Genomic DNA, 23,919 nt, shown 5'->3' on the forward strand with positions numbered 1-23,919 from the left:
ATTACATTTTAGAATCTAAATACTTGCCTGTCTCTTTATGTCCGAAATCAGGAATCATTTTAAAAAATAAATCCACAATTTCTTCCTTATTCCATTTCTTTGCTCCTTTTAATTCAGATAAGGTATTTTCAAATAAATTTAATTTATCTTCTTCTACAATCAAATCATTCTTAATAACTCCTAGATTATTGAATCTTGTCATATCCAAAGTTTCTTTATCGGTAAAAAATTCCTCAAAATCCTTCTCACCTGTTGTATCACTTTTTTGTAAACAAGCATGGCCATTTTCCTTCTTTAGGCAAAGAGTGAACTAATTCCCTTGCTTCCTCTTCCATTTCGCATAGGTATGGTTCATAACCTATTTGTTGCAGATATTTTTCAGCAATTTCAGCAAAGGTTATTAAATGTAGGTTTTCACTTAACTTTGGAAAGAAAATATCTCTATTTTCTCCAAAAACACAGGACATCAAACAAAGTTCACCTGATTCTTTTGGTATGACAAAATATCTTTTGATATCATTCGGAGCAACAATTGGTTGTAATTTCTCTATTCGCTTATTAAAGCCGTGGAGTAAAGAGCCGTCGGAAAAAGCAACATTGGCAAATCTAGCTGTTGATATATCAATAAATTGACTTTTACGCATTAAAAACATTTCCATAATACGCTTAGATGCTCCCATCATATTAACTGGATTTGCAGCTTTGTCAGTAGAAACACAGAAATATTTTTTAACCCCTTTATCTATGGATTGTTGTAATGTCTTGTCAGTATTAAAAACATTAACATCTATCATTCGCATTAATGTATAGGGATCTTTTTCACTGCGAACATGTTTTAAAGCTGAAAGATTCAAAACATAATCGTAATCGCCATCATTCTCCCAAAATGCATCATATTCAACAGATCCTATATCAAGTGCAAAAGTTTGAAAATCACCATCAATATATCCATAAGATGATCGTATATCCCTTACAAGCTCAACCATATTGTTTTCACTTATATCTACAACATGAAGTTTTTTAGGATTTCGCTTAAAAATCTCTTTAGTAGTTGCCTGACCAATTGAGCCTGCACCTCCTATAACTAAAAATTTAGAGCTTGAGACTATATCACGAAGTTCTGTTTCATGATTTCTTATATCGTCGGTAAATAACTCGTCTTTTCTACCAATCAAATTTAAAATATTCATATATTATAATCTTGCGTCTACTAATTCTTTATCTAATAATCCCTTAATATCAAATGTTACATTCAATCTTTTCTTTAATGAGGAAAAATCTAAACTCTTAAATTCTGAATGTGCTACTGCTAAAATAATAACATCAAATTTCTTATTCTGAACATCCTCCATAGTGGAAGAACATTTCAATCCATAAATATTATTAACTTCGCTAGGGTTTGCCCATGGATCGAAAACATCTACCATCATTCCAAATGACTTTAATTCCTGATAAATATCAAACACCCTCGTATTCCTAATGTCTGGGCAATTTTCTTTAAAAGTAACTCCCAATATCAAGGCATTTGAATTTTTTATTACAATTTCTTTTTGAATCATCAACTTTATTACCTTATTGGCAATAAAAGATCCCATATTATCATTAACCCTTCTTCCTGATAAAATAACTTCAGGATGGTACCCTACTGACTGAGCTTTGTAGGTCAGATAATAGGGATCCACTCCTATACAATGTCCTCCAACTAATCCCGGCTTATATTTTAAAAAATTCCATTTGGTTCCAGCTGCTTCTATCACATCATTGGTATCAATTCCTAATCGATCAAAAATTAATGCCAACTCATTCACAAAGGAAATATTCACATCTCTTTGTGCATTTTCAATTGCCTTTGAAGCTTCGGCAACTTTAATTGAAGGCGCTTTATGTGTGCCTGCTAAAATAATTGAACGATAAAGTTCATCAACACGATCAGCTATTTCTTCAGTAGAACCAGAAGTTACCTTTTTAATTTGTGACAAGGTATTTACTTTATCCCCCGGATTGATTCTTTCTGGTGAATATCCAACAAAAAAATCTTGATTAAATCTAAGGCCAGAAGACTTTTCTAATATCGGTATGCATTCTTCCTCTGTACATCCTGGATAGACTGTAGATTCATAAATAACAATATCTTCAGGTTTAAGCACCGAGCCAATCATTTCGGAAGCTTTTCTCAAAAAACTTAGATCCGGAAGTTTAAAAGAATCGATTGGTGTTGGCACAGTTACAATATAAATATTGCAATCCGTCAAATCGTTTAAATCGGAAGTAAATAATAAACCATTTTTAATTGATTTTTGTAAATCAGCTGATTTGACTTCTTGAGTATGATCCAAAGCTTGTTTTAAATCTTGGATTCTTTTATGATTTATATCAAAACCAAGCACTTGATAATGCTTAGAAAATTCAACAGCAAGAGGTAAGCCAACATAACCTTGCCCTACAATAGCAATTTTTATCTGACTCATTTCTTTTTCGATAAATCCCCCTTTAACCATTAATCTTTCAATTATTTTTTGCCGTTTTTCTGATTCTCTTTCTCCGCAACAATCTTCCTTAATCCAGAACTTGAAAATCTATGATCTCTACTATTATAATATAGCTCAATCCCTTTATCTTCACAATATTTTCTACCTGTAAAATCTCTGTCTTTATATTCATCACCTACAATTCTGACATCTAGCTTAAAAGACCTTAATATATCTTCCAAATCCTGCTCAGTAGAATATGGGACAATCTCATCCACATAAACACATCCTCTTAATTGAATATATCTTTCAACCACAGTCTGTGTTGGTGCATTTTTTTCAGGTCTGTCCAAGGTTGGATCCATCTGCAGTCCACAGATCAAATAATCGCATTGACGTTTTGCTTCTGCCAGCATCATAATATGACCGGCATGTAGCAAGTCAAATGTCGAAAACGTAATCCCCACCCTAGGTCCTGGGTTATAATCTTGTTGCTTAACTTCTTTTTGAATTTCTTTTTTAGATTCTTTCATATTATAGAAATATTAGTTTTTACTCACCTATAGCATAGTAAACAAATCCCAAACTCTCAAGTTTCTGTTTATCCAGAAGCTTTCGCCCATCAAATATAAATGCGGGTTTTTTCATGGATTCTTTGATTCTTTTCCAATCAATGTCCTTGAATTCATCCCATTCTGTAAGGATTGCCAATCCGTGGGCATCCTTTGCAACCTCGTAGGGATCATTGATGACCTTTAACAATTCTTTATTCTCATCTGCACTTCTTGTAGCAAGGTAATCCAGATCCTTATAGATCTGATTTTCCTGCACTTTTGGATCGTATACTGAAATCTGTGCTTGTTCATCCAATAAATGGTCTGCTACATAAATGGCGGCTGATTCACGGGTATCATTAGTATTCTTTTTGAATGCCCAACCCAAGAACGCAATTTTCTTGCCATTTACCGTATTGTACATCGATCGGATAATCTTTTCTGCAAACCTTGTCTTTTGATGGTCATTGATCAGGATTACTTGTTCCCAATAATTGGCAACCTCAGTCAGGTTATAGGATCTGGCAATATAGACCAGGTTCAACAGATCTTTTTGAAAGCAGGAACCCCCAAAACCCACTGAAGCTTTCAAAAACTTAGACCCTATCCTGGAGTCCTGTCCAATTGCATGAGCAACTTCGTCCACATTGGCTCCTGTTACTTCACAAAGCTCAGAAATCGAGTTAATGGAAGATACACGCTGCGCCAAGAAAGCATTGGCCACCAGTTTAGAAAGTTCTGAAGACCATAAATTGGTCGTAATAATCCTTTCCGTTGGCACCCAAGCTTCGTATATTGTTTTTAAGGCATTGATTGCACTTTCGTCTTCTCACCGATGAGAATTCTATCAGGATTATGGAGGTCGACATTGCAGTTCCTTCAGCCAAGAACTCAGGGTTGGATAACACACTGAATTGCACACCTTTTCCGGTATGGTCCAGAATGCTTTTTATCGTTGCGGCAGTACGAACTGGAATGGTTGATTTTTCAACGATGATTTTGGACGATGTGGCGACATCGGCGATCTGTCTTGCACAGAGCTCAATAAACTTAAGGTCTGCTGCTTGTCCTTTACCTTTTCCGTATGTTTTTGTGGGGGTATTGACTGAGATTAAAGATCATTTCAGCTTCTGAAATAGCCTTTTCTACATCTGTTGAGAAGAAAAGGTTGCGACCTCTGGCCTCAGCGACGACCTGATCCAGTCCCGGTTCGTAAACTGGCAGTTCATCCAAGTTCTCGGAATTCCAAGCGTCGATACGAGAGCTGTTCAAGTCAACTACCGTTACCTGTATATTTGGGTTTTTCTGGGCAATAACAGACATGGTTGGTCCTCCAACATATCCTGCCCAATACATGCAATATTTTTGATTTCCATTTCTAGTAAACCGAGTTCAAATTGGCTATCTACCAATTTACAACTTTCATTTTTCTTTTCGATACAATATTATCTGTTGTTTCACTTCTAATGGCTTTTCAAGATATATCTTGATGTTTTTTGCCCAACAGCTTCTCGGTTTTGCCGCTTAGCTGCAATAAATATGCCGAATCAAGATCCTTCCCCATCACCAGCACCTCGATTGTCCCTGAATCTATGCCATTGGCATATTCACCCAATAAAGAAACCTGCTCCACATCGCCGGCTCTTTCCAAAACCTGGTCTACCGCTTGGTCAATTCCCAAAAAAGTGCGAACCAAATTCTGCAAACTCTGGAAAAGAGGATGTTCCACATTGGCACGGTAATAAATCTTGTTGTTTTCTTGGGACTTGTTCAAGTAACCAGCATCGGTCAATTGATTCAGTTCTTTCCTGATGGAATTGGTAGATTCATTGAACTCTTCTGCAATGCCACGCAAATAGCCCTTGTTGGTCGAGCTTACAAAAAAACTTGATCAACAATTTTAAACGCGTCTTTGAGGTTATCAATGAATCCAGCATATAAAATAGAAAGTGAGCAACAAAAGTACTCAACATTATTTGCAAAGCAAAATTAATTCTATGTTAAATGGATTAGTAGAAAGTATATAGTATTTAGTATTTAGATGCCCTTAAATTAGCCCGCCTTCACGCCATGGTTGGTGTCCCCACCAACCATCTTCAGCAATTGCTAGCGCAAGTCTCTGACTTGTGCTTCAATTACTCAGCGACCGACTCGTGCTGTCAACATCCATCTTTTCTTAAGCCTTTGCTTCGCTTTTTTTACTCCTTCTAAGGAAATACCCAATAGATCACCAACACTGCGGTTTGTTAAACCCAACTTCATTAAGGCAAGCAGCCTTAAGTCATATTCCGTAAGTTTTGGCACGGATTCTTTCTCATTATCAAGATAGCCTGGGTAAACGCGGTCAAAGATATTCTTGAACTTGATCCATCGTTCATCGGTCATCAACTGGTTCTCCAGCATTTGTTGAGGCTATCGTTGAATTTTTCCTGTCGATCTGGAAAATGATCGAGATTATGGATTACCTCATTGCGCAATCTCTGGATCGTAAGGTCATTCTGCTTGATGGTTGCAGTAAATTCCTGCAAGGAATTATTGGAGCACAATCAACTCTTGATCCACCAATTGCTTCTCATAAGACAATTGCAGCTGTTCCTTTTCAAGTTCTGTATTTTTAAAGAGTATTTATTCTTGGACCGGTTGACAAGGAGAAGGATAATCACAAACAGAAGCACAAAGAACACTACGACATAAAAATATGTCTGATTGATCTGTTTTCTTTTGAGCTCAGCGTTCTCCAGGTTCTGTTGATATTTCTCTGCTTCCCATTGCCAGGAGACTTTCTGGAACTTCTCCTGATCTCGAATATTGTCCAGGCTGTCCTTTAAGTGGAGGTAGGTATTTAGATATTTCAGTTCTTCTGCTTGGTTTCCGCTGCCATGTGCGATTTCGGCCAAAACCTTATAAGCGTCAGTTTTGTAAAGTAAAAAAATAAGGCTTGTCGCTCATTCCTTTTTGGGCTTCATGCACATGTTTTCTTGCAGAATCCCAATCCTTGAGCTTCACATACATGGATGCCAGAATAAGGTTAGCACGCATGGCGTCTAAAGGTTCATTGAATTTATTGGAATATTCAATATTCTTCTTCACAAGTGCGATGGCCTTGTTGTAATTGCCTTTTTCCCACTCCCTATCCGACAGGTTACCCGATACAATCCCGATCCAAACGGAATCCTTGGCTTGTTCGGCAATATCCAGGGCTTGTTCAAAATAACGAAAAGCTTCGTCTTTTGCTGAGTCCCTCAGATTATAAACGGCTATGGCATTGACCATATCAATTCTGTTACGGCTCAGAGGCTCTGAATATGGCAATGCTGATTTGAGGTAATCAGATGCTTTTTTCTGGTCTCCGATAAAACTGTAGAAGCTTGCAATTAAAGCCATAATGAAGGGTAATCCTGGGGATTTCATCTGGATCGATCTTATCCTTGAGATCATTGGCTTTCAGGAAGCAAGGAAAGGCTTCTTTTGATATTTCTATAGACATAAAAATAGTAACCTTGGCGAATGTAGCCCAGCTGTTGGAGTTCAAACTCTCTTGTAGGTTCTACCAATTCTTGTGCCTTCGCATAATATTCATTGGATTTATTATTGACGCGGTCGAATGCTATGGAATAGCCATCCGCCATCAAACTGGTAATACGCCCACTTCAGAGGAATACTGCGTCTTTCGTCAGCAAGAATACGAACAGAATCCAAGCGTTTTTTAAGTGCAATGGTATCTGTCTTAAAATTAACATCGATATTAAGTACTTCCTCTAACTCCTTAAGAGCTTTGGATCGTTCGCTCTGCGCTTTCAAAGGAATATACACCCAAAAGAATAGAGTAAAGTTAATAGAAGTATGGTTAATTTGGTTGGTATAAAATTCATTTCCCTAAATTTCGGGAAAATTTAGATATAAAAGGAAAAATTAACCAATATGGATATTGGTTGAGGTTAATCTTAGTGGTCGATGTTTGCTAGCGCACGCCTCGACTACGCTCAACGACCGCCCGCTACAATATGCGCTGGGTGGACTTGTGCCTCAGACCATCTTCAGCAAAGCTAGCGCAAGTCTCCGACTTGTGTTTCATCCACTTATCTTTTTCAGATAATCAAAATATACTCCTTTTAAGTCCTTGACTCTGTTATATAAATCTTCTTTTTCAATATATCCTTTGGATAGTGCAATTTCTTCTAGGCAAGCTACTTTTAGGGAGGTTCTTTTCTCGATTGTTTTTATAAATTCCGTAGCTTCAGATAATGATTCATGAGTTCCCGTATCCAACCAAGCAAAGCCACGGCCTAATAGCTGAAGCTGAAGGTTATCTTGATTAAGATATTCTTGATTTACGGTGGTGATTTCTAATTCACCCCGGTCAGAGGGCTTTACATTCTTAGCAATTTCTACAACGGTGTTCGGGTAAAAGTACAAACCCACAATCGCGTAATTCGATTTTGGTTCTTTTGGCTTTTCCTCAATATCAGTGACACGTCCGGATTCATCAAATGCAGCAACTCCATATCTTTCTGGATCATCGACATAATAACCAAAAACTACAGCCTGTTTATTCTCTTCGACCTTTTTCTTGGCATCCAATAATTGTTGCTGAAGGCCTGCTCCATAGAATATATTGTCCCCCAATATCAAGCAGACATCATCGCTGCCAATAAATTCTTCCCCTATAATAAAAGCTTGTGCGAGTCCTTCAGGCGAGAGTTGCTCAGCATAGGAAATCGAAATTCCCAACTGACTGCCATCTCCAAATAAACGTTTGAAATTAGGTAAATCAACAGGTGTAGAAATAATGAGAACCTCTTGGATTCCTGACAACATTAATACCGATAAGGGGTAATAAATCATGGGTTTATCATATACCGGCAACAATTGCTTAGAAACAACCTGTGTCAATGGGTGCAACCTTGTCCCTGAACCACCTGCTAAAATTATTCCTTTCATAATATCTATCTATTGTTTTTATTGGTTAGCTTTCAACTTATCAAGCATCTTATTCAAGCTTTCTTTCCATTCCGGAACATCAACTTTAAAGGTATGTTTTACTTTCTCCTTGCTCAACAATGAATAATGTGGGCGCTTTGCTGGTGTAGGGTAACTAGCACTTGGAATTGGGTTCACCTTACAGTCTAGATCAGATTGATCTCTGATTTCTTTTGCAAAATCATACCAGCTGATTCTACCTTCATTGGAATAATGATAAATTCCAGCAACCCATTTTCCATTTTCTATGATATACTTTATCAGAATAGCCAGGTCATATGCATAAGTAGGGCTACCGATTTGATCTGAAACAACATTGATTTCATCCCCGCTGTTCATCAAGTTGAGCATGGTCTTGACAAAGTTTTTCCCAAATGTAGAATATACCCAAGCTGTTCTGATAATTATGGCATCATTGCAAAACTCTTGTACAGCCAATTCACCCTTTAATTTGGAAGCTCCATAGATATTAATTGGGTCCGTCGGTAGATCCTCACTTAAAGCTTCGTCTTTATTTCCCGGAAAAACATAATCCGTTGAGATATAGATCAACTTGACAGAATTTTTACCAGCATATTTGGCGATTTCCGATGTAGCAAGATGATTGACAACATTGGCAATATCAGGCTCCTGTTCCGCCAAATCAACAGCAGTATAGGCCGCTGAATGGATGATATAATCCGGTTGATAATGATTAAGGATTCCTTGAATTAGGTCAGGATTGGTTAGATCTAGATCTTTTCGCTCCAGAAAATACAATTCAAAGCGATAGTCAGAATACCAAATATCTTTTAGCTCAGAACCCAATTGGCCTGAACTTCCAGTAACCAATACTTTTTGCTTTTTCAATGTTAGTTAGTCTTTAGCTTTAATTGAGCAATAGCATCCTCAAAGGACGGCAATAACCTGTCTTTGTCAGATACCAAGAGGTTGTCAGTTGGCAATGACCAGTCAATATTCAGTTGACTGTCGTTGTAGATCACACCCCATTCCGCGTCTTTATTGTAAAGGTTATCGCATTTATAAGAAAACTCAGCAGTTTCGGATAATACAATAAAACCGTGCAAAAATCCTCTTGGCACAAAAAGTTGTCGTTTGTTTTCAGCGCTTAACAGGACTGCAACATGCTTACCAAATGTGTTTGAGTCCGGTCTAGCATCAACAGCAACATCCAGCACCTCACCTTGTAATACTCGCACCAACTTAGCCTGTGCAAATTCACCAGCCTGTGCATGCAGACCACGCAATACAGCTTTGGTCGAGAAACTTTGGTTATCCTGAACAAAATCCACGTCCAAACCAATAGCTTTCTTAAAAACAGACTTATTGTAACTCTCAAAAAAATAGCCTCTGCTATCACCAAATACTCGAGGCTCTAAAATGAAACAGTCCTTAAGACCAGTTTCTATTGCATTCATATTATGAATCTAATTAATTATCCTTTTTATTAACCCCTTCAAATTCTACCCCTAAATTTAACGTTTCTTAAAACACCATTCAAACCCAATTTCAATCAACCATTCCATTAAACTCTCTCCTTCTTTCCCTGTCTAATGTCTTATGTCTATTGTCTTATGTCTTTTTCACCCTCACATCTGATATCTACTCTCATAATACCTCTGATACTCTCCCGAACTCACCTGTTCCAGCCATTCTTGATTTTGCAAGAACCAATCAATGGTTTTCGACAGACCTTCCTCAAAAGTAACACTTGGCTCCCACCCTAGTTCATTCTTTATTTTTGTAGCATCGATTGCATATCTCAGGTCATGTCCTGGGCGGTCCATTACAAATTGTATCAATTTTTCAGATGTTCCGGCCTGGCGACCTAGTTTATCATCCATTTGCTTGCACAGTTCCTTTACCAAATCAATGTTTTTCCATTCATTGAACCCACCAATATTGTAGGAATCACCGTTTTTCCCTTGATGGAAAACTGTGTCTATAGCTCTCGCATGGTCAATTACAAATAACCAGTCACGTGTATATTTCCCGTCGCCATAAATTGGCAAGGGTCTATTGTTGATTATATTGAGTATACAGAGAGGAATAAGTTTTTCAGGAAAATGATTGGGGCCGTAGTTATTCGAACAGTTTGTAATCACAACGGGCAGACCATAGGTATCATGGTAGGCACGCACAAAATGATCTGAAGCAGCTTTTGAAGCGGAATAAGGCGAATGAGGATCATAACTGGTATCTTCCGTAAAAAACCCACTGTCGCCCAATGCTCCGAATACTTCATCTGTGGAAATATGGTGAAATCTCTTCCCTCCGAAATCGCTGTTCCAAAGTTTCTTTGCAGTATTCAATAGATTGACAGTTCCAATTACATTTGTGTTTACAAATGCCATAGGGTCGGTAATGGATCTGTCCACATGCGATTCTGCAGCAAGATGAATTACGGAGTCGGGTTGAAACTGTGTAAAAACATCTTCCAATGCGCCTTCATCGCGAATATCAGCTTTTACAAATGCATAATTGAGATGTCCTTCAATATCTACAAGATTCTCAAGGTTACCAGCATAGGTCAGTGCATCCAAATTAATAATCTTATAATCCGGATATTTTAGCACAAAATGCCTTACAACATGAGATCCAATAAATCCTGCTCCTCCTGTAATTAGAATTGTCTTATTCATTCCACAAAATAAACAAATAAAACTAGTTACTTAATAAGGTCTTTATTTCTTTAGCTAAAAATGTAGTTTTTACTTTATAGCTTCCCGCAATTCTGGAATATTTAATTTGGAAAAACATTTTGATAGAGCAGTTTTTAGAAATTCACCATGGACAACTTTTTTCTTGATGATTTGGACATTGGATTTTATATCTGCATATACTTGAGCAGTGATTTTTTCGAAAATCTCATCAATTTCAGATAAGCTTTGTATGGTAAAACCAATATTATTCTCTTCCACGAAATTTGCCATTGCCGATTCTTTCCAAACAATAACTGGTAAGCCTTGGGACAGATACATTGACAATTTATGGGGAGTTGAAAATTTTAAATATTGTTCAGCCAATCCGGTACATGTTTCTATACTACTCCCTTCCCAAACCAAACCAAACCAAACGAAAAACCACTGACGTCCATGGCAGGACTGCTTGGATTGAAAAAGCCCAAATATTCCATATTTTCTGGTAATTGCGTTTTGTTTCAAATTGATTCCATAAAGTTTTGCTTTGAAATTAGGCTTCCATTTATAGAGGAATTCTGCTTTTTCCGGGGTTAGGTTTCCTTCGAAAATAATATTCTTTTCAAAAACTTCATTACTAGCCGTGATCACTTGATAATTTGTATCGAGCCGGAAATCGAAAAGGTCTAAATTAACGACCTTAGCAGGATTTATTCGGTTACTTATGAGCCATTTTGACATTTCCGCATTCTGAGAAATCACGATATCTGCAAAGTCCAGATATTTAATTTCATATTCAGGATCGATTTGCCCAATCCTTCGGATCGAATCTAAATCAATGATCATCATGATGATGCGAATCCCTCTTTTGATTTTCGCACTATAAAGACTGTTGTATACAGCTTTAGCTACGTTAAACAAACTTTCAAAGGAATAAAAACCAAAACCACATCATTAGCGTCTAGTTCTGCAATATATTTTTTGAAGGTTAGGTAATTGTAATAATTTGCATATCGCCTGGAAAGGATTCTCCTGATTCTATATTTCGAATCCATTAAATTGACCTTGTAAAAATTATAGGTATTGGAAGTTGGAATATCTGATTTTATGATTTCGTAAACATCATATTTTGCTTTAAAGCCGGCATGGAAATCTTTATAATATAGATCGTTGATAACGTGGAATCTCAAGTTTTATGTGAACTCGCTAATAAAAGGTTACATGTATTTTAATTATGCAAATGTATTTAAAATAAGCTCATAGAACTGCATAATACCTTATTATTCAAAATTTTACACAACAATAAAATTCATTATTTACGAGATAAAATTATAGAAATTTTCGGAAAGCTAGTGGATTCTAAAATTAAAATTTATCTATTTTAGGTATTTTAGGGTCGATAGCCGTTGGTTGCGTTGGTTAACCTGAGTCGAAAGCAGGAACCGAAGAGTTGTCCCTATCCTTCGACTACTCGGGGACCGGGAATCAAAGGTGGTATCTGCCCTTCGAATGCTTAGGGCCCCCCTTCGGTGGTTTCGGCTCCAATAAGCCGCCGAAGGGCAGCAACAGGCGCTAGCCCGACTTATGCTGCGCTTTCTTATATATTATGCCGTTTTTTTTTCGCTTTTTGATTCTATCAATTTGGAGTTTTTGATAGGGCATCCTTTCAATAATTCTTGGACATCATATTTTGAAACCACGGCTTTTAGGGCTTCTAGGTGTCTTGTATGGTGCATATCAGTGCCTACAAAATCGTACATTCCAGCACGGATCAATGTCAAAGCGCATGTTTTAACATTCTCGCCATAGTACTTGCTGATGGACAACAGGTTCAACTGCAGGTAACAGCCGGCACTTTTTATTTCTTCGAAAATCTTGAAGTTGTTATGGTAGTAATTGTATCGTTCTGGGTGGGCTAGGATGGGTTGGTACCCGCGGTCTTGGATGTCTTTAATAATATTGAAAAGAGCTTTCGACTCCGAAAGGTATGACATCTCGATCAACATATATTTATCGTCGATCAAGCATAACTTGTCGGTTTCTATCCATTGGTCGATCTGGTCATCGATCATATACTCAGCACTGTAGTTGAGCTTGAAGTCGATGGCATTTGACTTGAGGTAATCGTTCAGTTTGCCATGAGCCACCTTGATAGTTTCAGGCGTATTGTTGTGTACACCGGCCATAACATGGGGCGTAGAAACACTGTTGTGAATGCCCAGTTCCTTAAGGCCATTGATCAATTTAATGGATTCCTCCACGTCAGGGCTACCGTCATCGATTCCTGGAAGGATATGATTGTGTATATCCCATCCGACCCAATTCAGTCGATTTTTGTACGAAGGTTCTGCCTTCTTGTTGCCCCCAAATAAATTACTCCAAAATCCCATTTTCTCAATTATTTAGTTGTTTGGTAATAGGTAATATCTGTTTTATTAGATGTTCTGTTTGTCAATAAGGTTTAATTAATACGTCAAAAATGAACCTTATGCTACAAAAATTTTAAATCAGCCCCGAATTATCTTTCTCAAGTTGTTCGTAAACGGCCTTAACATCCTGTGCTCTGTTCCTATCCAAAACCAATACCGCATCATCCGTACTCACTAACATACAGTTAGTTAAGCCTACAAATACAGTATGCTTGTTAGTACCTACAACAATATTGCCATTTTCATCTACAGGATGTCCCTTGCCCTTAAAATATTCGAACAACGAGTCAAATGCCCCCATATCTGACCATTCGAATCTCGCCTGAACCACTTTTATCAAGTCACTTCTTTCCATGACCGCATAGTCAATGCTCTTGGAAGGGATCAGCTTAGAATGTTCTTCATCCAATACCAGGTCCTCAGCGTATTCAAATGCTACTTCCGCTGCATTGTACAGCTTGGGTTCGAACCGCATCAATTCTTCCAGGTAAACACCTGCCTTGAAGCAGAAGATCCCGGAATTCCACAGAAAGTTTCCTTTCTTCAGGAAGTCCCGTGCGGTGTCCTCATTGGGTTTCTCACGAAATGAAAGTACGGTATTTCCTTCGTGCTCGATATATCCGTAACCCGTCTCCGGCCTGGTCGGTACGATACCGAAAGTCGCAATGAATCCCTCTTGCGCGTACATGATGCCCTGGTTGATGGCTTCCCTGTAGTTTTTCATGCCTTCGATCAGGTGATCTGAAGGAGTTACGATCAGAATATCGTCCGGATCGGCATGAAATGCCGCAAATGCAATTGCTGCTGCCGTGTTGCGCGGTGCAGCCTCAGCGATAATATCATAGCTCACGGGCTTTAAATATGGCTCTGCGATAGTCTTGTTCTGGGTCGAGCCCACTAGGATCACTTTGGATGCTATCTCTTGGTTTCTGGCAATGGTTAGCTCAAAAAGAGTTTTTCCCTCGAAGATTGGAAGGTATTGCTTTGGCTTGGATTTGCGTGAAAGGGGCCATAAGCGAGAACCCACCCCCCCAGAAAGTATTACATTAATTATTTTTCCCATAATTATCCTAGTTTTTTCATTTCAATGGCATCATCAACTCTTAGGTACAGCTCTGCTGTCGCCCTAGCGTCTGAAAGTGCATCGTGGTGCTTCAGCTCAACGCCCATCAGCTCACAGCAGATACTCAATTTAGTACGCTCAAACCCCAGTGACCTGTAAATCCTGCTCGTACAGTCCCAAATTGTGTCAAGGCCAAGATCCTCGTAGCAAAGGTCGTAGAATTCCATGGTTTCCTTCAGGACCGAACGGTCCAGAAGTTCATCGTGGGCCACCATATGCTTGCAAACCAAAATGTCCCTGATGCTTGGAAACAACTCAATAAATGTCGGTGCCGAAACCGTATGTTTCGGCTTGATGCCATGGACACGTGAAGTTTGCCACATGTATCTGTTCTGGGGCGGTTGCACCAGACTGTAAAATTCATTGACAATGTCCCCATCAACAACCTCGACAATCCCGACAGCGCAAACGCTGCTGTATTTCGCAGTAGCTAATTCAAAGTCTATAGCGGTAAATGTTTTCGACATCTTTATGTTAAAAAAAATTAGACTCAATAACCATACTTACCTTTCCACCTTTCTCGCAGGGAAATCCTAAGCTTGTCTTCCGCCGGGTTCTTGCCCGGCTCATATAACTTCTCAGAGGCCAGTTCTGAGGGCATATACTCCTGTTCAACGAAGTTCCCTGCATAAACATGGGCATACATATATTCCGTGCCATAGTCCAGTTCCTTCATTAATTTTGTCGGCGCATTCCGCAAATGTAACGGAACCGAAAGGTTGCCGGTCCTCTTCACCATGGCCTGAGCTTTGTTGATCGCCTCGTATGAGGCGTTGCTCTTAGCTGAACAAGCCAGATAGACAACTGTTTGCGACAAAATTATGCGCGACTCCGGCCAACCTATGACATTGACTGCCTGAAAGCAATTGTTCGCCAACAGAAGTGCGTTGGGATTTGCATTCCCAACATCCTCCGAAGCGAGGATCAACAGCCTCCGAGCAATAAATTTTGGATCCTCTCCTCCCTCGATCATCCTTGCCAGCCAATAGACCGCAGCATTAGGGTCAGAACCACGAATGGACTTGATAAATGCTGAGATGATATCATAATGATGCTCGCCTGATTTGTCATATCGAATGCGGTTCTGCTGCACATGTTTGGCTACAAACTCATTAGTGATCTCGTGTTTGCCGTGTGAGGCGGCCTGAGTTACCAGTTCCAAGATGTTAAGCAGCTTCCGGGCATCTCCTCCCGAGAGCTGAAGCAGGGCTTCATATTCCTTGACCTGAACGTTCTCTTCCTTCAAGTATTCATCCTGCGTCAAGGCCTGGTCCACAATCTCTACCAGCTCATCCTTGCTCAGTTCTTTCAGAACATACACCTGACAGCGGGAGAGCAGAGCGGATATAACCTCAAAGGAAGGGTTTTCCGTAGTAGCACCGATCAAAGTCACGGTCCCTCTTTCAACCGCACCCAAACAATGAATCCTGTTGGGATTTAGAAAACCTATGGATCTCATCGATAAACAAGATCGGCTGTTTCCTGATTGAACTGCCGCATCTGTTCTGCTTTTTCGATCACCTCACGGACCTCCTTGACCCCGGATTGTATGGCGCTCAAGCTATAATAGGGGCGGTCCAGGGATTTCGCGATCAAGAGCGCCAGTGTAGTCTTACCTACTCCTGGGGGGTCCCCAGAAGATCATGGACGGAACGGACTTCCGTTCTATGGCATTCCACAGCACGGCACCCTCACCGACAATATGCTGTTGACCAAATATATTCTGTAAGATTATTGGGACGCATCCGCTCAGCCAAAGGTATTTGTGTTGCCATAATTCACAAAGCTATCGAATTTTCATAGTAAAGGCAACGTAAAAAGTATATAGTAATATGAATGTGGCAATATGTCTATGAGCCTTAATAGTTGTTTCTTGTTTCCCCTTACTTATAACTTCCTGCCTATGGCTAACTGTGAAAAAAATCTTTCCTTAGCCACTCCACTAACAGTACGTTAGTACCTTCCACCACCTTTTCAGCATCCTGCAGGATATAAGCAAAAGTGGCGCCAGAAGCCGATCCCAGAGCTCTCCTGGGTTGTCTCAAAGGGTGCCAGAAAAGTATTTCTACTAACAGCGACGGCACTTTTTAACAATGTAGAAAAAAGAAGACCCGGTACTTTCCCTGCACCGGGTCTGAAATAAACTAAATAAATAAAACACTTTCCCGTGCGAGACAATTCCCACCAGATCACCCACCTCATAAATAACAAATATATTCAATGGTATTTCGGTCCCACGGGCAACAATATAGCAATTTTTTGAAGATCCTAAAAAAATGTGGAGATCTCCATGAGATCGGCATCAAAACCAACTCAACTAATTCCTTACCAAACATTACTCCACGGGCAAAAATTTTAAAAGCAACATCTGTATCTAGTGATTCCCTGGCCTGAGGATGTCCCGAATGCACCGAACAATAGGATAAAATCACCCCTACACTCCCTACAGCGAAAGGAAGGTGAACGACCAATCTGGGCAAAGTCTGTCAGGATGACTCCATGCCTGCGCCAAATCTACCAATCAATTGGCTGAAAATCCATTTGAGGAACCGCTCGCCTTTTTGCACACATAAAGTTTGCTTGGTGATTGACACAATAATAACTGCTTAAACCAACAAAAGGAAACATTCAGCCACAAATTATACAGTAGCCATTCACCGCAAAGAGCCAAAGCGAGAACAGGACAGGGCAAGAGCGGCGGGGTTTCGCAGGCCGCAAATGAGCGGAGGGATTGCAGGATTTACATTAATGTCACTTGTGTCTCTCATGTTTCAATTCCTTTAAAACAACAAGAATTTTAATTCTCTTTGGTTGCGAAATAGGAACTGCTTTTCTTGGTCTGTAAATATGTGTTTTACTATTGAAACTGTAACGTGGATTATAAAAAATCGAGGTTATGTTAGCCTATAAACAACTATAGTATTCTATTACTTTATTTGCATTAGGCACTCAAAATATCACAAACAGGGCTTTAATAACAAGTATGCCGTTAATTCACTGGTAATTGATGGGTTGAAATAATCTAAAAGAGACAGCCTGATTTCATTACGCACTATTTTGAAATTAAATACGCCACTTTCGTAATTGCCATTATCCTTGTTGATGTGATTGTGATATAATAGTTTGCTATTGTCATGAAATGCTCCGAACATTTCACCATCCTTAACGTATTTATTTGAATATTAGCAAAAAATCAGGTTTTCTTGTTGGTCTAACACAAACTTTGTTCCAATGGGGAATAACGGATTTTTTTCCGAAGGTGCATCTATAACAAAACATTTGCCGTCGATTCCGAGTTGTGAACTAGTCCCATTACCCATCAGAAATTTGGCCATTCTATAATATGTAAGCAGTTGACCGTTCTATACAGGAATGCTATCAATCTTAAAGGTAAGATAACTTAGGCCCTCGTAAAAACGTTTTGCAAAAAGTGAGGAATGTAGTTCAATGAAAGAGTGTTTATTTCGAACGGCGATACCTTCCAGTTTTTCCATGAGCAATCTGACGTATCCCTTGACCTGGCAGGACGGTTCTACAAACAATCGCTTGACATGCCGCAATTAAAGTTGCCGTCCCAACTATCTTCCCTTCTTCCCTGAGTACTATAATTGGGTGGTCCTTGCTTTCTTGGAGAATATCCTTTTTGCCGAGATAAGAAAGGAAAAAGTCGATGGCCTCCCGTGCATATATACCTTTTATAGCTATGTTCTACAGTGGCACCAATAAATAAATGAAGCTCATTCAGGTCAAGTTCTGAAAAGAACGATAGTTCAATATTTGCATTCGTCATATCTATTTCAATTTATTGTTATTAAGAGATGCTACTTAAATAAACTCCCTTGGAATTGCTTTTTTGCGTTATGCAACGCTTTAAAGAAAATGAATCCATAAACTTTGATGTTCATTCCTACCGCATATCTACATTGGATCTGTTTCGCCCGCTCTTACAAAACCGAACCTTTTTTGTAATAGTCTAATGCTTTTCCATCTGAATTATCGTTCGTTTTTCTAAAATTTCCGGGGTGGAGGGAATAGAAGTCGGCAAACTCATCTTCATCGATCCGGTACAGGGTATTGAGGAAATGGCCATCCGAGGGTCCCTTCCGCCAGAACAGCGGCCTGCCGATATCACATCGGTGCACTTTGCCAGAACTTGGACTGGTACTGAAACAGGACACCTCTTTCATTTTCTTGTCTATTGGTAAACATACAAATATACCCATTTGGGCTTGGCGAAACGAAAAGTATAGACGCACAAGGTATTGAAGAATTTCGGCCAAATAGCGGCCATTTTAATATTTCGAACCAAATCATATTTGCTTCCCATGCCTTTAGTCCAAGATTGTTGGATTAACTCTTTATCTACCAAATCGCTAAGTTCTCAGGTCGCCAGGGTCTTGCCGATATTATTGATATACTGATAAGATGCGTTGGATATTTTTCCATGTTCCTTTATGTGTATATAGCCTTTACCTGTCTTTCATTGATTTCCAACTTATGCAGATATTCTTCCGTATAGATATCTTTAAGGAAAACGACACTAAGTCCCCCTTGATTTTCCTCGATTGCGGGTTCAGGTAGCCCCGCTTCTTTACACCTTTGATAATATCATTGGTACCACGTCCCCAGGCCTCTACATACCCGGCCTTGAAAACACTCAGGCAATATTCCTGTTCAATGATAAAAGGAGTGTTTCTGCTTCAATTCTTCCACGGTCAGTTCTTCCGGAAAGGTCACCGGGTTCCACAAGTGCAGGCGGTCATCATAGACACACAGAAATATCCATGTACTTGAATAATCCTTATGGACAATGGCGTTCACAACTGCCTCACATAGTGCTGGTTCGGGATATCCCAACGGTTCCATACGTTCGAGACCTTTCATACGAGATCGGACGGATAAGATAGCGGTCTTTGAGTTTATCCATCATTTTCGACCATCGTCAATAGGTTGGTCTCGATAATATCCTGAAAAAGAAGGTGGCTCGAGCTCTTGCCAAACCGCCCTACCTTCAAGCTAGTTGTCGGTGAAAGTGCATAGGACTGTTTACCAAAAAGCAATAGGCCGGCATTAGCTCAGTTCGCCGTCTTTGGTAAGCAGGTTCAGTCGTTTCATCAGCAACAGGGTGACTCCTCCTTGGCGGCAGGTGCCGGGATACGGTCCTTTACTGATAGCCTTTTTTAAAAACGACCGTACTGTTTCTGCATCCAGATCATTAGCCGCGGCACCGGGAACGGAGATAGCTTCCCAACTCTTGCCTCTCCTATATTTATTTGTATAATATAATCTAAGTGAAGAAGAGCGAGAGCAGATTTTGCTTTAAATAGCCTTATGGTATATTCAAGAAAAGAGACTGCCTCCTCTTCTTTAAACTTTTTAGAATCTGAACAGAATGCAAGGAATTTGCTCCATTATTATGAGTCTTATAGCCAGTATATCCAATCTGGAAAAAAGATGAAGAAAGGTTTTTCACTTACCTAAACCATATAAGATGAAGGTATTAGTAAGCAGACAGTAGGAATTGATGTTGCACAAAATGAATTAGTTGTATCGCTTGGTAGAATGGATGAACAGATCAGCATAGAAGTCTATGCCTACAAAGTATTTCCCAATACTAAAAAAGGGTTTTCAAGTCTTGTCGCGTGGGTAAATAAACAGACATCAAGTAGACAGAAGTACGGTATGTAATGGAAGCAACAAGGAGTTTACCATGAATCCTTAGCCTACTATCTTTACAGTATTCGAAAACATGTCAGCATCGTTTTGCCAAACAAGATCAGTAATTATGCAAAAACACTTGACATAAAAACCATTACTGATAAGAGCGCTTCACAAGCGATTGCTAGATTTGGTTTGGAAAGGCATTGGAAGTGTGGCAACCTCCTTTAAAATATTTAATGATTTGAGACAGCTTTGTCGGGAACGTGAGCAGCTTGTACATGAGCGTACAATGTTGAAAAATCAACTGCACGCAGAAGGTACTTCTGCAACTTCAAGTGAAAACTCAGTTAATCGAACTAAAAAAGAATAGCTCTTATTGATTTGCAGGAAAAGGAGATTAGATACGAAATTGCTATCCTCATCAAAGGAGATAAAACTCTAGTAGAAAAGATGAAAATAGTATCTTCAATTCCGGGAATAGGAAATCTGACTTCTGTAACAATTATCGCCGAAACTAACGGATTCGAGTTAATAAAGAATAAAAAGACAGTTGGTTAGTTATGCAGGATTAGATGTAAGAGAAAAGACTTCTGGAACTTCAGTGAAATCCAAACCCCGAATATCCAAGCGTGGTAATCGGAATTTAAGGAAAGTAATGCACTTTCCTTCACTGGCTGCAATAAGAACCGATGAAAGGTTTAGAGATATTTTCTTAAGAATAGTTTCAAGGCATGGAATTAAAATGAAAGCTATAGTTGCCATCCAAAGAAAACTGCTGGAACTGACTTTTATCTTATGGAAAAATAATTCCTATTATTAATTCAGAGCACGAGTTTCAAATTATTCCATTTCAGGAAGTATCATTTATAAAAAAGGGGAAGTTTATAAGTCACTCCCCCTGTAATCTGTTTTAAGAGGTTTAGCTTTTAGCTCAAGCCCTGAACTCTTTTTACATTTTATTTATTTGTAATATTTCTTTTTAAGCCACAAGCTTATCTTTACTAATAATATCAGAACGGGAACTTCTACCAATGGTCCAATTACGCCTACAAATGCCTGAGGTGAATGGATTCCGAATACAGCTATGGACACTGGCAATAGCTAGTTCAAAATTGTTTCCTGTGGCGGTGAATGCAATTGCTGCATTTTTGTCGTACGGAACATTCAAAGATTTATTGATAAAGAAGCTTACGAAAAACATTAGTACAAAATAGATGACTAACGGTATAGCGATCGTAATGACATCCATTGGCAACTCTATTATTTTATCACCTTTAAGACTGAACATTAATACTATGGTAAACAATAATGCGTATAATGTAATCGGCGATATTTTGGGTACAAATTTACGGTTATACCATTCTATGCCTTTGGATTTAACAAGTAAGTAACGGCTAAGAAAACAGTCAAGAAAGGGATCCCTAAATAAATCATTACACTTTCAGTCACGTCTTTTATAGATACGCTTACATTGAAACTTGCCAAGCCTAATCTGTTTGGCAGTACATTGATAAACAGCCAAACTAACAAACTATAAGAAAATACCTGAAAGATGCTGTTTAATGCAATTAATAAGGCTGCATATTCTCTGTTACCTTTTGCAAGGTCATTCCATACTATGACCATTGCAATACATCTTGCCAAGCCTATCAATATCAAGCCAATCATATAATCAGGCTCATTTCTTAGAAAAAGAATGGCTAATCCGAACATTAAAATAGGCCCGACAATCCAGTTCAATAATAAAGAAATACTAACAACTTTTTTATCCTTCAATACTATAGGCAGCAATGAATAATCCACCTTTGCCAGTGGCGGGTACATCATCAATATCAAACCTATTGCCAACGGAATATTTGTAGTGCCGACAGATAGTGTATTTGTAACATTTGAAATACCCGGAAAGAAATATCCTAAGCCTAGGCCAAGAGCCATAGCTAGAAATATCCATAAAGTTAGATATCTGTCTAAGAATTTTAGTTTTGGTTGCATCGGCTATTTAGTAATTTTTGAAAAAACATAAAACATTTCCGATGCTATCTGTAAGCTTCTTTCTGAATATATCTTTGTCTGTTCGGAAGTGTTGTCTGAAATTTTAGGATCTCCAAATGTGATGGGAATTCTTTTTTCCGCACCAGCAATAAATGGACATCCACCATCAGCTTGTGAACATGTCATTATAGCTACAAAAGCAGATACTGGATTAAAAGGATTGTCATATTTTTTAGAAAACCCAATTATAGGTTGGGAATTATCACTATATTTTATCGCATAAACAGGATTAGAGCCATCATTTATTTTGAAAATATTAAGTCCCTGATCGGCTAATGTTTCTGCTACTTTTGGAAATAATGCGGTTTCTTCAGTACCTCCTGAATAGCAAATCACATTCTCAATACCGAAATAAGAGGCTGCTACTTGTGCCCAAACCTGTGATAAATGGCTCCTGCGCGAATTATGGGTACAAATGAAATTTATATTTATTTGCTGCTTGCTATTTATTTTCAATTGAATAAAATCAATCAACGGCTGTAAGGTACTTTTACGCTCATCGATATTGATTTTCTCCCATTCTAACTGTTGAATTGTCTCTGATAATATTGGATACATGGATGTTCGATTTAGGGTTTAGCAGCATCCTGAATTTGGAGTGCATGAATTGGATTGATTTGCTGTTAATTTGTAAAGGCTTTTGTTTTGTTTTTCAGAAGGAATTCCACAAACATCCTGAGCCAAGCAAGCAGTCGCTTTATTTTTCAGTACAAATGTATTTCATTGAATCCAAATCGTATTTACCAATAGTATCACTTTGATATTCCACTTCTATCTCCGCATCTTCAATTCCTAATTTATTTTCTGAAAGTTTAATTATACTTAATAGTTTTCCTGGGTTTCAACCTGTGCTCATAATCATTGGCATTCCACAATTGAAAGTTGACTACTTTTTCCTTACGGATTACTCCGCCACAATCAATAAAATTTTTGATTATTTGCCCCACTTCAGTAACGTGAAAGTGTTCAGGAACAAATGTTCCATTTTCTAATTGAAATTCAACATTTTCTAATGCTGATAAAATTTCTTTGATTTCAGATAACTTCATAATACTAACTTTTAAAATGATAAAATAAATAATTAAATAACGCTATATAGCAATATAACGATGTTAAAATGTAAAAAAATTGCCTTAACAGCAATGCTTTACGTTTACATCCTGATTGAAAAAGCCATTAAATTCCTCTTGAAATTGCTTCCATACCTTTTCGTCAATACAATAGCAAACTGATTTTCCTTCAATTGAGCCTTGAATAATTCCTATGGTTTTTAATTCTTTTAAATGTTGTGAAATAGTTGCCTGTGCTAAACCTAATTCCTCAACCAGATCATTACAAATACATGCTTTTTGGTTGATAATATATTGCAGGATTGCTATCCTGGCTGGATGTGCTAAAACTTTAAGAAGCGATGCAAGTTTATTTTGCTCGTCTTTATATATTTCCGTTTTTGTAACTCCCATTTCTAAATTTATTTACATCGCAATATTACGATATTAAATTTAGATACAAAAGATTTTTATTTTTTATTTTGAAAGCTCACTTTTAGACCCTTCAAAATCAACTAAAAAAAGAATACAAAAACTTGGATCATAACACAGAATCTTTTCTTTAGCAACCAGTTATGAAGGGCTGTTCCCTTTAGCTCTTGCTTGGTGCTGCCGTTCGGGTAATGGCATATCCCATGATAGGAAATAGGCACGGTAATCTGGGGTAACGGGATCTCTATATAGTACCTGTTCTCTTTTTCATGCAGGTCGATAACCACCACTAGTCCCAGCAGCTGGAAAATCAACCTGATGTCAGCTTCTCGGTCCATTTCTCGGCACGCCCGGCCAGCAGATCCGGATTGACGATTAGCTTTTACGGACAATTTATTTTGAAACGAAGGTACTGAAAAAACAATTGGGAAACTTATCTGTCTTATGCTCAACGATACTGAACTCTGGTGCTTGGTTCCAAGGACCCACGGGCATCCTTCTTCAGTATTTCAAACATATAACATATCGTATA

30 protein-coding genes and 2 pseudogenes are annotated in these 23,919 nt (G+C 38.5%); 3 read left to right on the forward strand and 29 right to left on the reverse strand.

The features are described 5' to 3' along the window. Position 1: 1 nt before the first annotated feature. The 25 genes from FGL31_RS27000 to FGL31_RS27025 all read right to left on the reverse strand — a co-directional run bounded on the left by FGL31_RS27000 (position 2) and on the right by FGL31_RS27025 (position 18,416). On the reverse strand, positions 2-202 hold the full coding sequence (locus FGL31_RS27000) for a hypothetical protein (protein WP_232047056.1): 201 nt from the start codon (positions 200-202) through the stop codon (positions 2-4). Between the two features lie 55 nt (positions 203-257). After that, positions 258-1,190 carry a UDP-N-acetylglucosamine 4,6-dehydratase gene (locus FGL31_RS21075; RefSeq protein ID WP_232047057.1) on the reverse strand — a complete coding sequence of 311 codons (933 nt, stop codon included), beginning with the start codon at positions 1,188-1,190 and terminating at the stop codon, positions 258-260. Positions 1,191-1,193: 3 nt separating this feature from the next. After that, positions 1,194-2,498 carry a nucleotide sugar dehydrogenase gene (locus FGL31_RS21080; RefSeq protein WP_138094268.1) on the reverse strand — a complete coding sequence of 435 codons (1,305 nt, stop codon included), beginning with the start codon at positions 2,496-2,498 and terminating at the stop codon, positions 1,194-1,196. A gap of 11 nt (positions 2,499-2,509) precedes the next feature. Next, a complete protein-coding gene (locus FGL31_RS21085; RefSeq protein WP_138094270.1) occupies positions 2,510-3,001 on the reverse strand; it encodes an adenylyltransferase/cytidyltransferase family protein in 492 nt (163 codons plus the stop codon). Between the two features lie 19 nt (positions 3,002-3,020). Beyond that, positions 3,021-3,803: a nucleotide sugar dehydrogenase gene (locus FGL31_RS27005; protein WP_232047058.1), complete on the reverse strand. Its 783-nt coding sequence runs from the start codon at positions 3,801-3,803 to the stop codon at positions 3,021-3,023. Continuing rightward, positions 3,751-4,134 (reverse strand): hypothetical protein, encoded by a 384-nt coding sequence (locus FGL31_RS27010; RefSeq protein ID WP_232047191.1) that lies wholly within the window; start codon positions 4,132-4,134, stop codon positions 3,751-3,753. Before FGL31_RS27010 ends, FGL31_RS27005 begins: the two co-directional genes overlap by 53 nt. After that, positions 4,094-4,378, reverse strand: a complete 285-nt coding sequence (locus FGL31_RS27015; RefSeq protein ID WP_232047059.1) for a hypothetical protein — start codon at positions 4,376-4,378, stop codon at positions 4,094-4,096. The genes FGL31_RS27010 and FGL31_RS27015 overlap by 41 nt, the downstream gene beginning before the upstream one ends. A gap of 118 nt (positions 4,379-4,496) precedes the next feature. Further along, entirely contained in the window at positions 4,497-4,877 is a 381-nt protein-coding gene (locus FGL31_RS21095; RefSeq protein WP_197734355.1) for a winged helix-turn-helix domain-containing protein, read from the reverse strand. 284 nt (positions 4,878-5,161) lie between these two features. Next, complete coding sequence (locus FGL31_RS21100; protein ID WP_138094272.1) at positions 5,162-5,425, reverse strand: helix-turn-helix transcriptional regulator; 264 nt, start codon at positions 5,423-5,425, stop codon at positions 5,162-5,164. A gap of 143 nt (positions 5,426-5,568) precedes the next feature. Next, positions 5,569-5,919: a hypothetical protein gene (locus FGL31_RS21105; protein WP_138094274.1), complete on the reverse strand. Its 351-nt coding sequence runs from the start codon at positions 5,917-5,919 to the stop codon at positions 5,569-5,571. Positions 5,920-5,932: 13 nt separating this feature from the next. After that, complete coding sequence (locus FGL31_RS21110) at positions 5,933-6,406, reverse strand: tetratricopeptide repeat protein (protein ID WP_138094276.1); 474 nt, start codon at positions 6,404-6,406, stop codon at positions 5,933-5,935. 50 nt (positions 6,407-6,456) lie between these two features. After that, positions 6,457-6,651, reverse strand: coding sequence for a hypothetical protein (locus FGL31_RS21115; RefSeq protein ID WP_138094278.1), 195 nt, complete (start codon positions 6,649-6,651; stop codon positions 6,457-6,459). Between the two features lie 442 nt (positions 6,652-7,093). Then, entirely contained in the window at positions 7,094-7,963 is an 870-nt protein-coding gene (rfbA, locus tag FGL31_RS21120) for a glucose-1-phosphate thymidylyltransferase RfbA (RefSeq protein ID WP_138094280.1), read from the reverse strand. An 18-nt stretch (positions 7,964-7,981) separates the two neighbouring features. Further along, positions 7,982-8,851 (reverse strand): dTDP-4-dehydrorhamnose reductase, encoded by an 870-nt coding sequence (gene rfbD / locus FGL31_RS21125; RefSeq protein ID WP_138094282.1) that lies wholly within the window; start codon positions 8,849-8,851, stop codon positions 7,982-7,984. 2 nt (positions 8,852-8,853) lie between these two features. After that, positions 8,854-9,420 carry a dTDP-4-dehydrorhamnose 3,5-epimerase gene (gene rfbC, locus FGL31_RS21130; RefSeq protein WP_099370284.1) on the reverse strand — a complete coding sequence of 189 codons (567 nt, stop codon included), beginning with the start codon at positions 9,418-9,420 and terminating at the stop codon, positions 8,854-8,856. A gap of 171 nt (positions 9,421-9,591) precedes the next feature. Beyond that, entirely contained in the window at positions 9,592-10,644 is a 1,053-nt protein-coding gene (gene rfbB, locus FGL31_RS21135) for a dTDP-glucose 4,6-dehydratase (RefSeq protein WP_138094284.1), read from the reverse strand. A 69-nt stretch (positions 10,645-10,713) separates the two neighbouring features. After that, positions 10,714-11,562, reverse strand: coding sequence for a glycosyltransferase (locus tag FGL31_RS21140; protein ID WP_138094286.1), 849 nt, complete (start codon positions 11,560-11,562; stop codon positions 10,714-10,716). Next, entirely contained in the window at positions 11,550-11,831 is a 282-nt protein-coding gene (locus tag FGL31_RS21145; RefSeq protein ID WP_138094288.1) for a hypothetical protein, read from the reverse strand. The genes FGL31_RS21140 and FGL31_RS21145 overlap by 13 nt, the downstream gene beginning before the upstream one ends. Before the next feature lie 414 nt (positions 11,832-12,245). Next, a complete protein-coding gene (locus FGL31_RS21150) occupies positions 12,246-13,031 on the reverse strand; it encodes a tyrosine-protein phosphatase (protein WP_138094290.1) in 786 nt (261 codons plus the stop codon). 112 nt (positions 13,032-13,143) lie between these two features. After that, a complete protein-coding gene (locus FGL31_RS21155; protein ID WP_138094292.1) occupies positions 13,144-14,133 on the reverse strand; it encodes a mannose-1-phosphate guanylyltransferase in 990 nt (329 codons plus the stop codon). 2 nt (positions 14,134-14,135) lie between these two features. Continuing rightward, positions 14,136-14,660 carry an exonuclease domain-containing protein gene (locus tag FGL31_RS21160; protein WP_138094294.1) on the reverse strand — a complete coding sequence of 175 codons (525 nt, stop codon included), beginning with the start codon at positions 14,658-14,660 and terminating at the stop codon, positions 14,136-14,138. 23 nt (positions 14,661-14,683) lie between these two features. Then, the gene (locus tag FGL31_RS21165) at positions 14,684-15,610 is read right to left on the reverse strand and encodes a replication-associated recombination protein A (RefSeq protein ID WP_232047060.1); all 927 of its coding nucleotides are present in this window, start codon (positions 15,608-15,610) and stop codon (positions 14,684-14,686) included. 38 nt (positions 15,611-15,648) lie between these two features. Further along, complete coding sequence (locus FGL31_RS27020) at positions 15,649-15,789, reverse strand: hypothetical protein (RefSeq protein ID WP_232047061.1); 141 nt, start codon at positions 15,787-15,789, stop codon at positions 15,649-15,651. A 1,766-nt stretch (positions 15,790-17,555) separates the two neighbouring features. Then, positions 17,556-17,753 carry a GNAT family N-acetyltransferase gene (locus FGL31_RS30190; protein WP_138094296.1) on the reverse strand — a complete coding sequence of 66 codons (198 nt, stop codon included), beginning with the start codon at positions 17,751-17,753 and terminating at the stop codon, positions 17,556-17,558. A gap of 384 nt (positions 17,754-18,137) precedes the next feature. Then, the gene (locus FGL31_RS27025) at positions 18,138-18,416 is read right to left on the reverse strand and encodes a hypothetical protein (RefSeq protein ID WP_138094298.1); all 279 of its coding nucleotides are present in this window, start codon (positions 18,414-18,416) and stop codon (positions 18,138-18,140) included. Between the two features lie 1,679 nt (positions 18,417-20,095). Between FGL31_RS27025 and FGL31_RS28510 the strand changes: the two genes are divergently transcribed. The 3 genes from FGL31_RS28510 to FGL31_RS24005 all read left to right on the forward strand — a co-directional run bounded on the left by FGL31_RS28510 (position 20,096) and on the right by FGL31_RS24005 (position 20,674). Next, positions 20,096-20,224, forward strand: a complete 129-nt coding sequence (locus FGL31_RS28510) for a hypothetical protein (protein ID WP_262709201.1) — start codon at positions 20,096-20,098, stop codon at positions 20,222-20,224. Between the two features lie 80 nt (positions 20,225-20,304). Next, positions 20,305-20,412 carry a transposase gene (locus FGL31_RS29410; protein ID WP_317131160.1) on the forward strand — a complete coding sequence of 36 codons (108 nt, stop codon included), beginning with the start codon at positions 20,305-20,307 and terminating at the stop codon, positions 20,410-20,412. After that, entirely contained in the window at positions 20,405-20,674 is a 270-nt protein-coding gene (locus tag FGL31_RS24005) for a transposase (protein WP_197734357.1), read from the forward strand. The genes FGL31_RS29410 and FGL31_RS24005 overlap by 8 nt, the downstream gene beginning before the upstream one ends. Positions 20,675-20,814: 140 nt before the next feature. On the opposite strand, the pseudogene arsB reads toward FGL31_RS24005, so the two are convergent. The 4 genes and pseudogenes from arsB to FGL31_RS21200 all read right to left on the reverse strand — a co-directional run bounded on the left by arsB (position 20,815) and on the right by FGL31_RS21200 (position 23,369). Further along, positions 20,815-21,846, reverse strand: a pseudogene (gene arsB / locus FGL31_RS21185) (ACR3 family arsenite efflux transporter). A gap of 3 nt (positions 21,847-21,849) precedes the next feature. Then, positions 21,850-22,464: an arsenate-mycothiol transferase ArsC gene (locus tag FGL31_RS21190; RefSeq protein ID WP_138094299.1), complete on the reverse strand. Its 615-nt coding sequence runs from the start codon at positions 22,462-22,464 to the stop codon at positions 21,850-21,852. An 18-nt stretch (positions 22,465-22,482) separates the two neighbouring features. Beyond that, positions 22,483-22,955: pseudogene (locus FGL31_RS21195) on the reverse strand (DUF6428 family protein). An 84-nt stretch (positions 22,956-23,039) separates the two neighbouring features. Further along, on the reverse strand, positions 23,040-23,369 hold the full coding sequence (locus FGL31_RS21200) for an ArsR/SmtB family transcription factor (RefSeq protein ID WP_138094301.1): 330 nt from the start codon (positions 23,367-23,369) through the stop codon (positions 23,040-23,042). Positions 23,370-23,919 lie beyond the last annotated feature (550 nt).

Source organism: Sphingobacterium daejeonense (assembly GCF_901472535.1).
Classification (GTDB): domain Bacteria; phylum Bacteroidota; class Bacteroidia; order Sphingobacteriales; family Sphingobacteriaceae; genus Sphingobacterium; species Sphingobacterium daejeonense.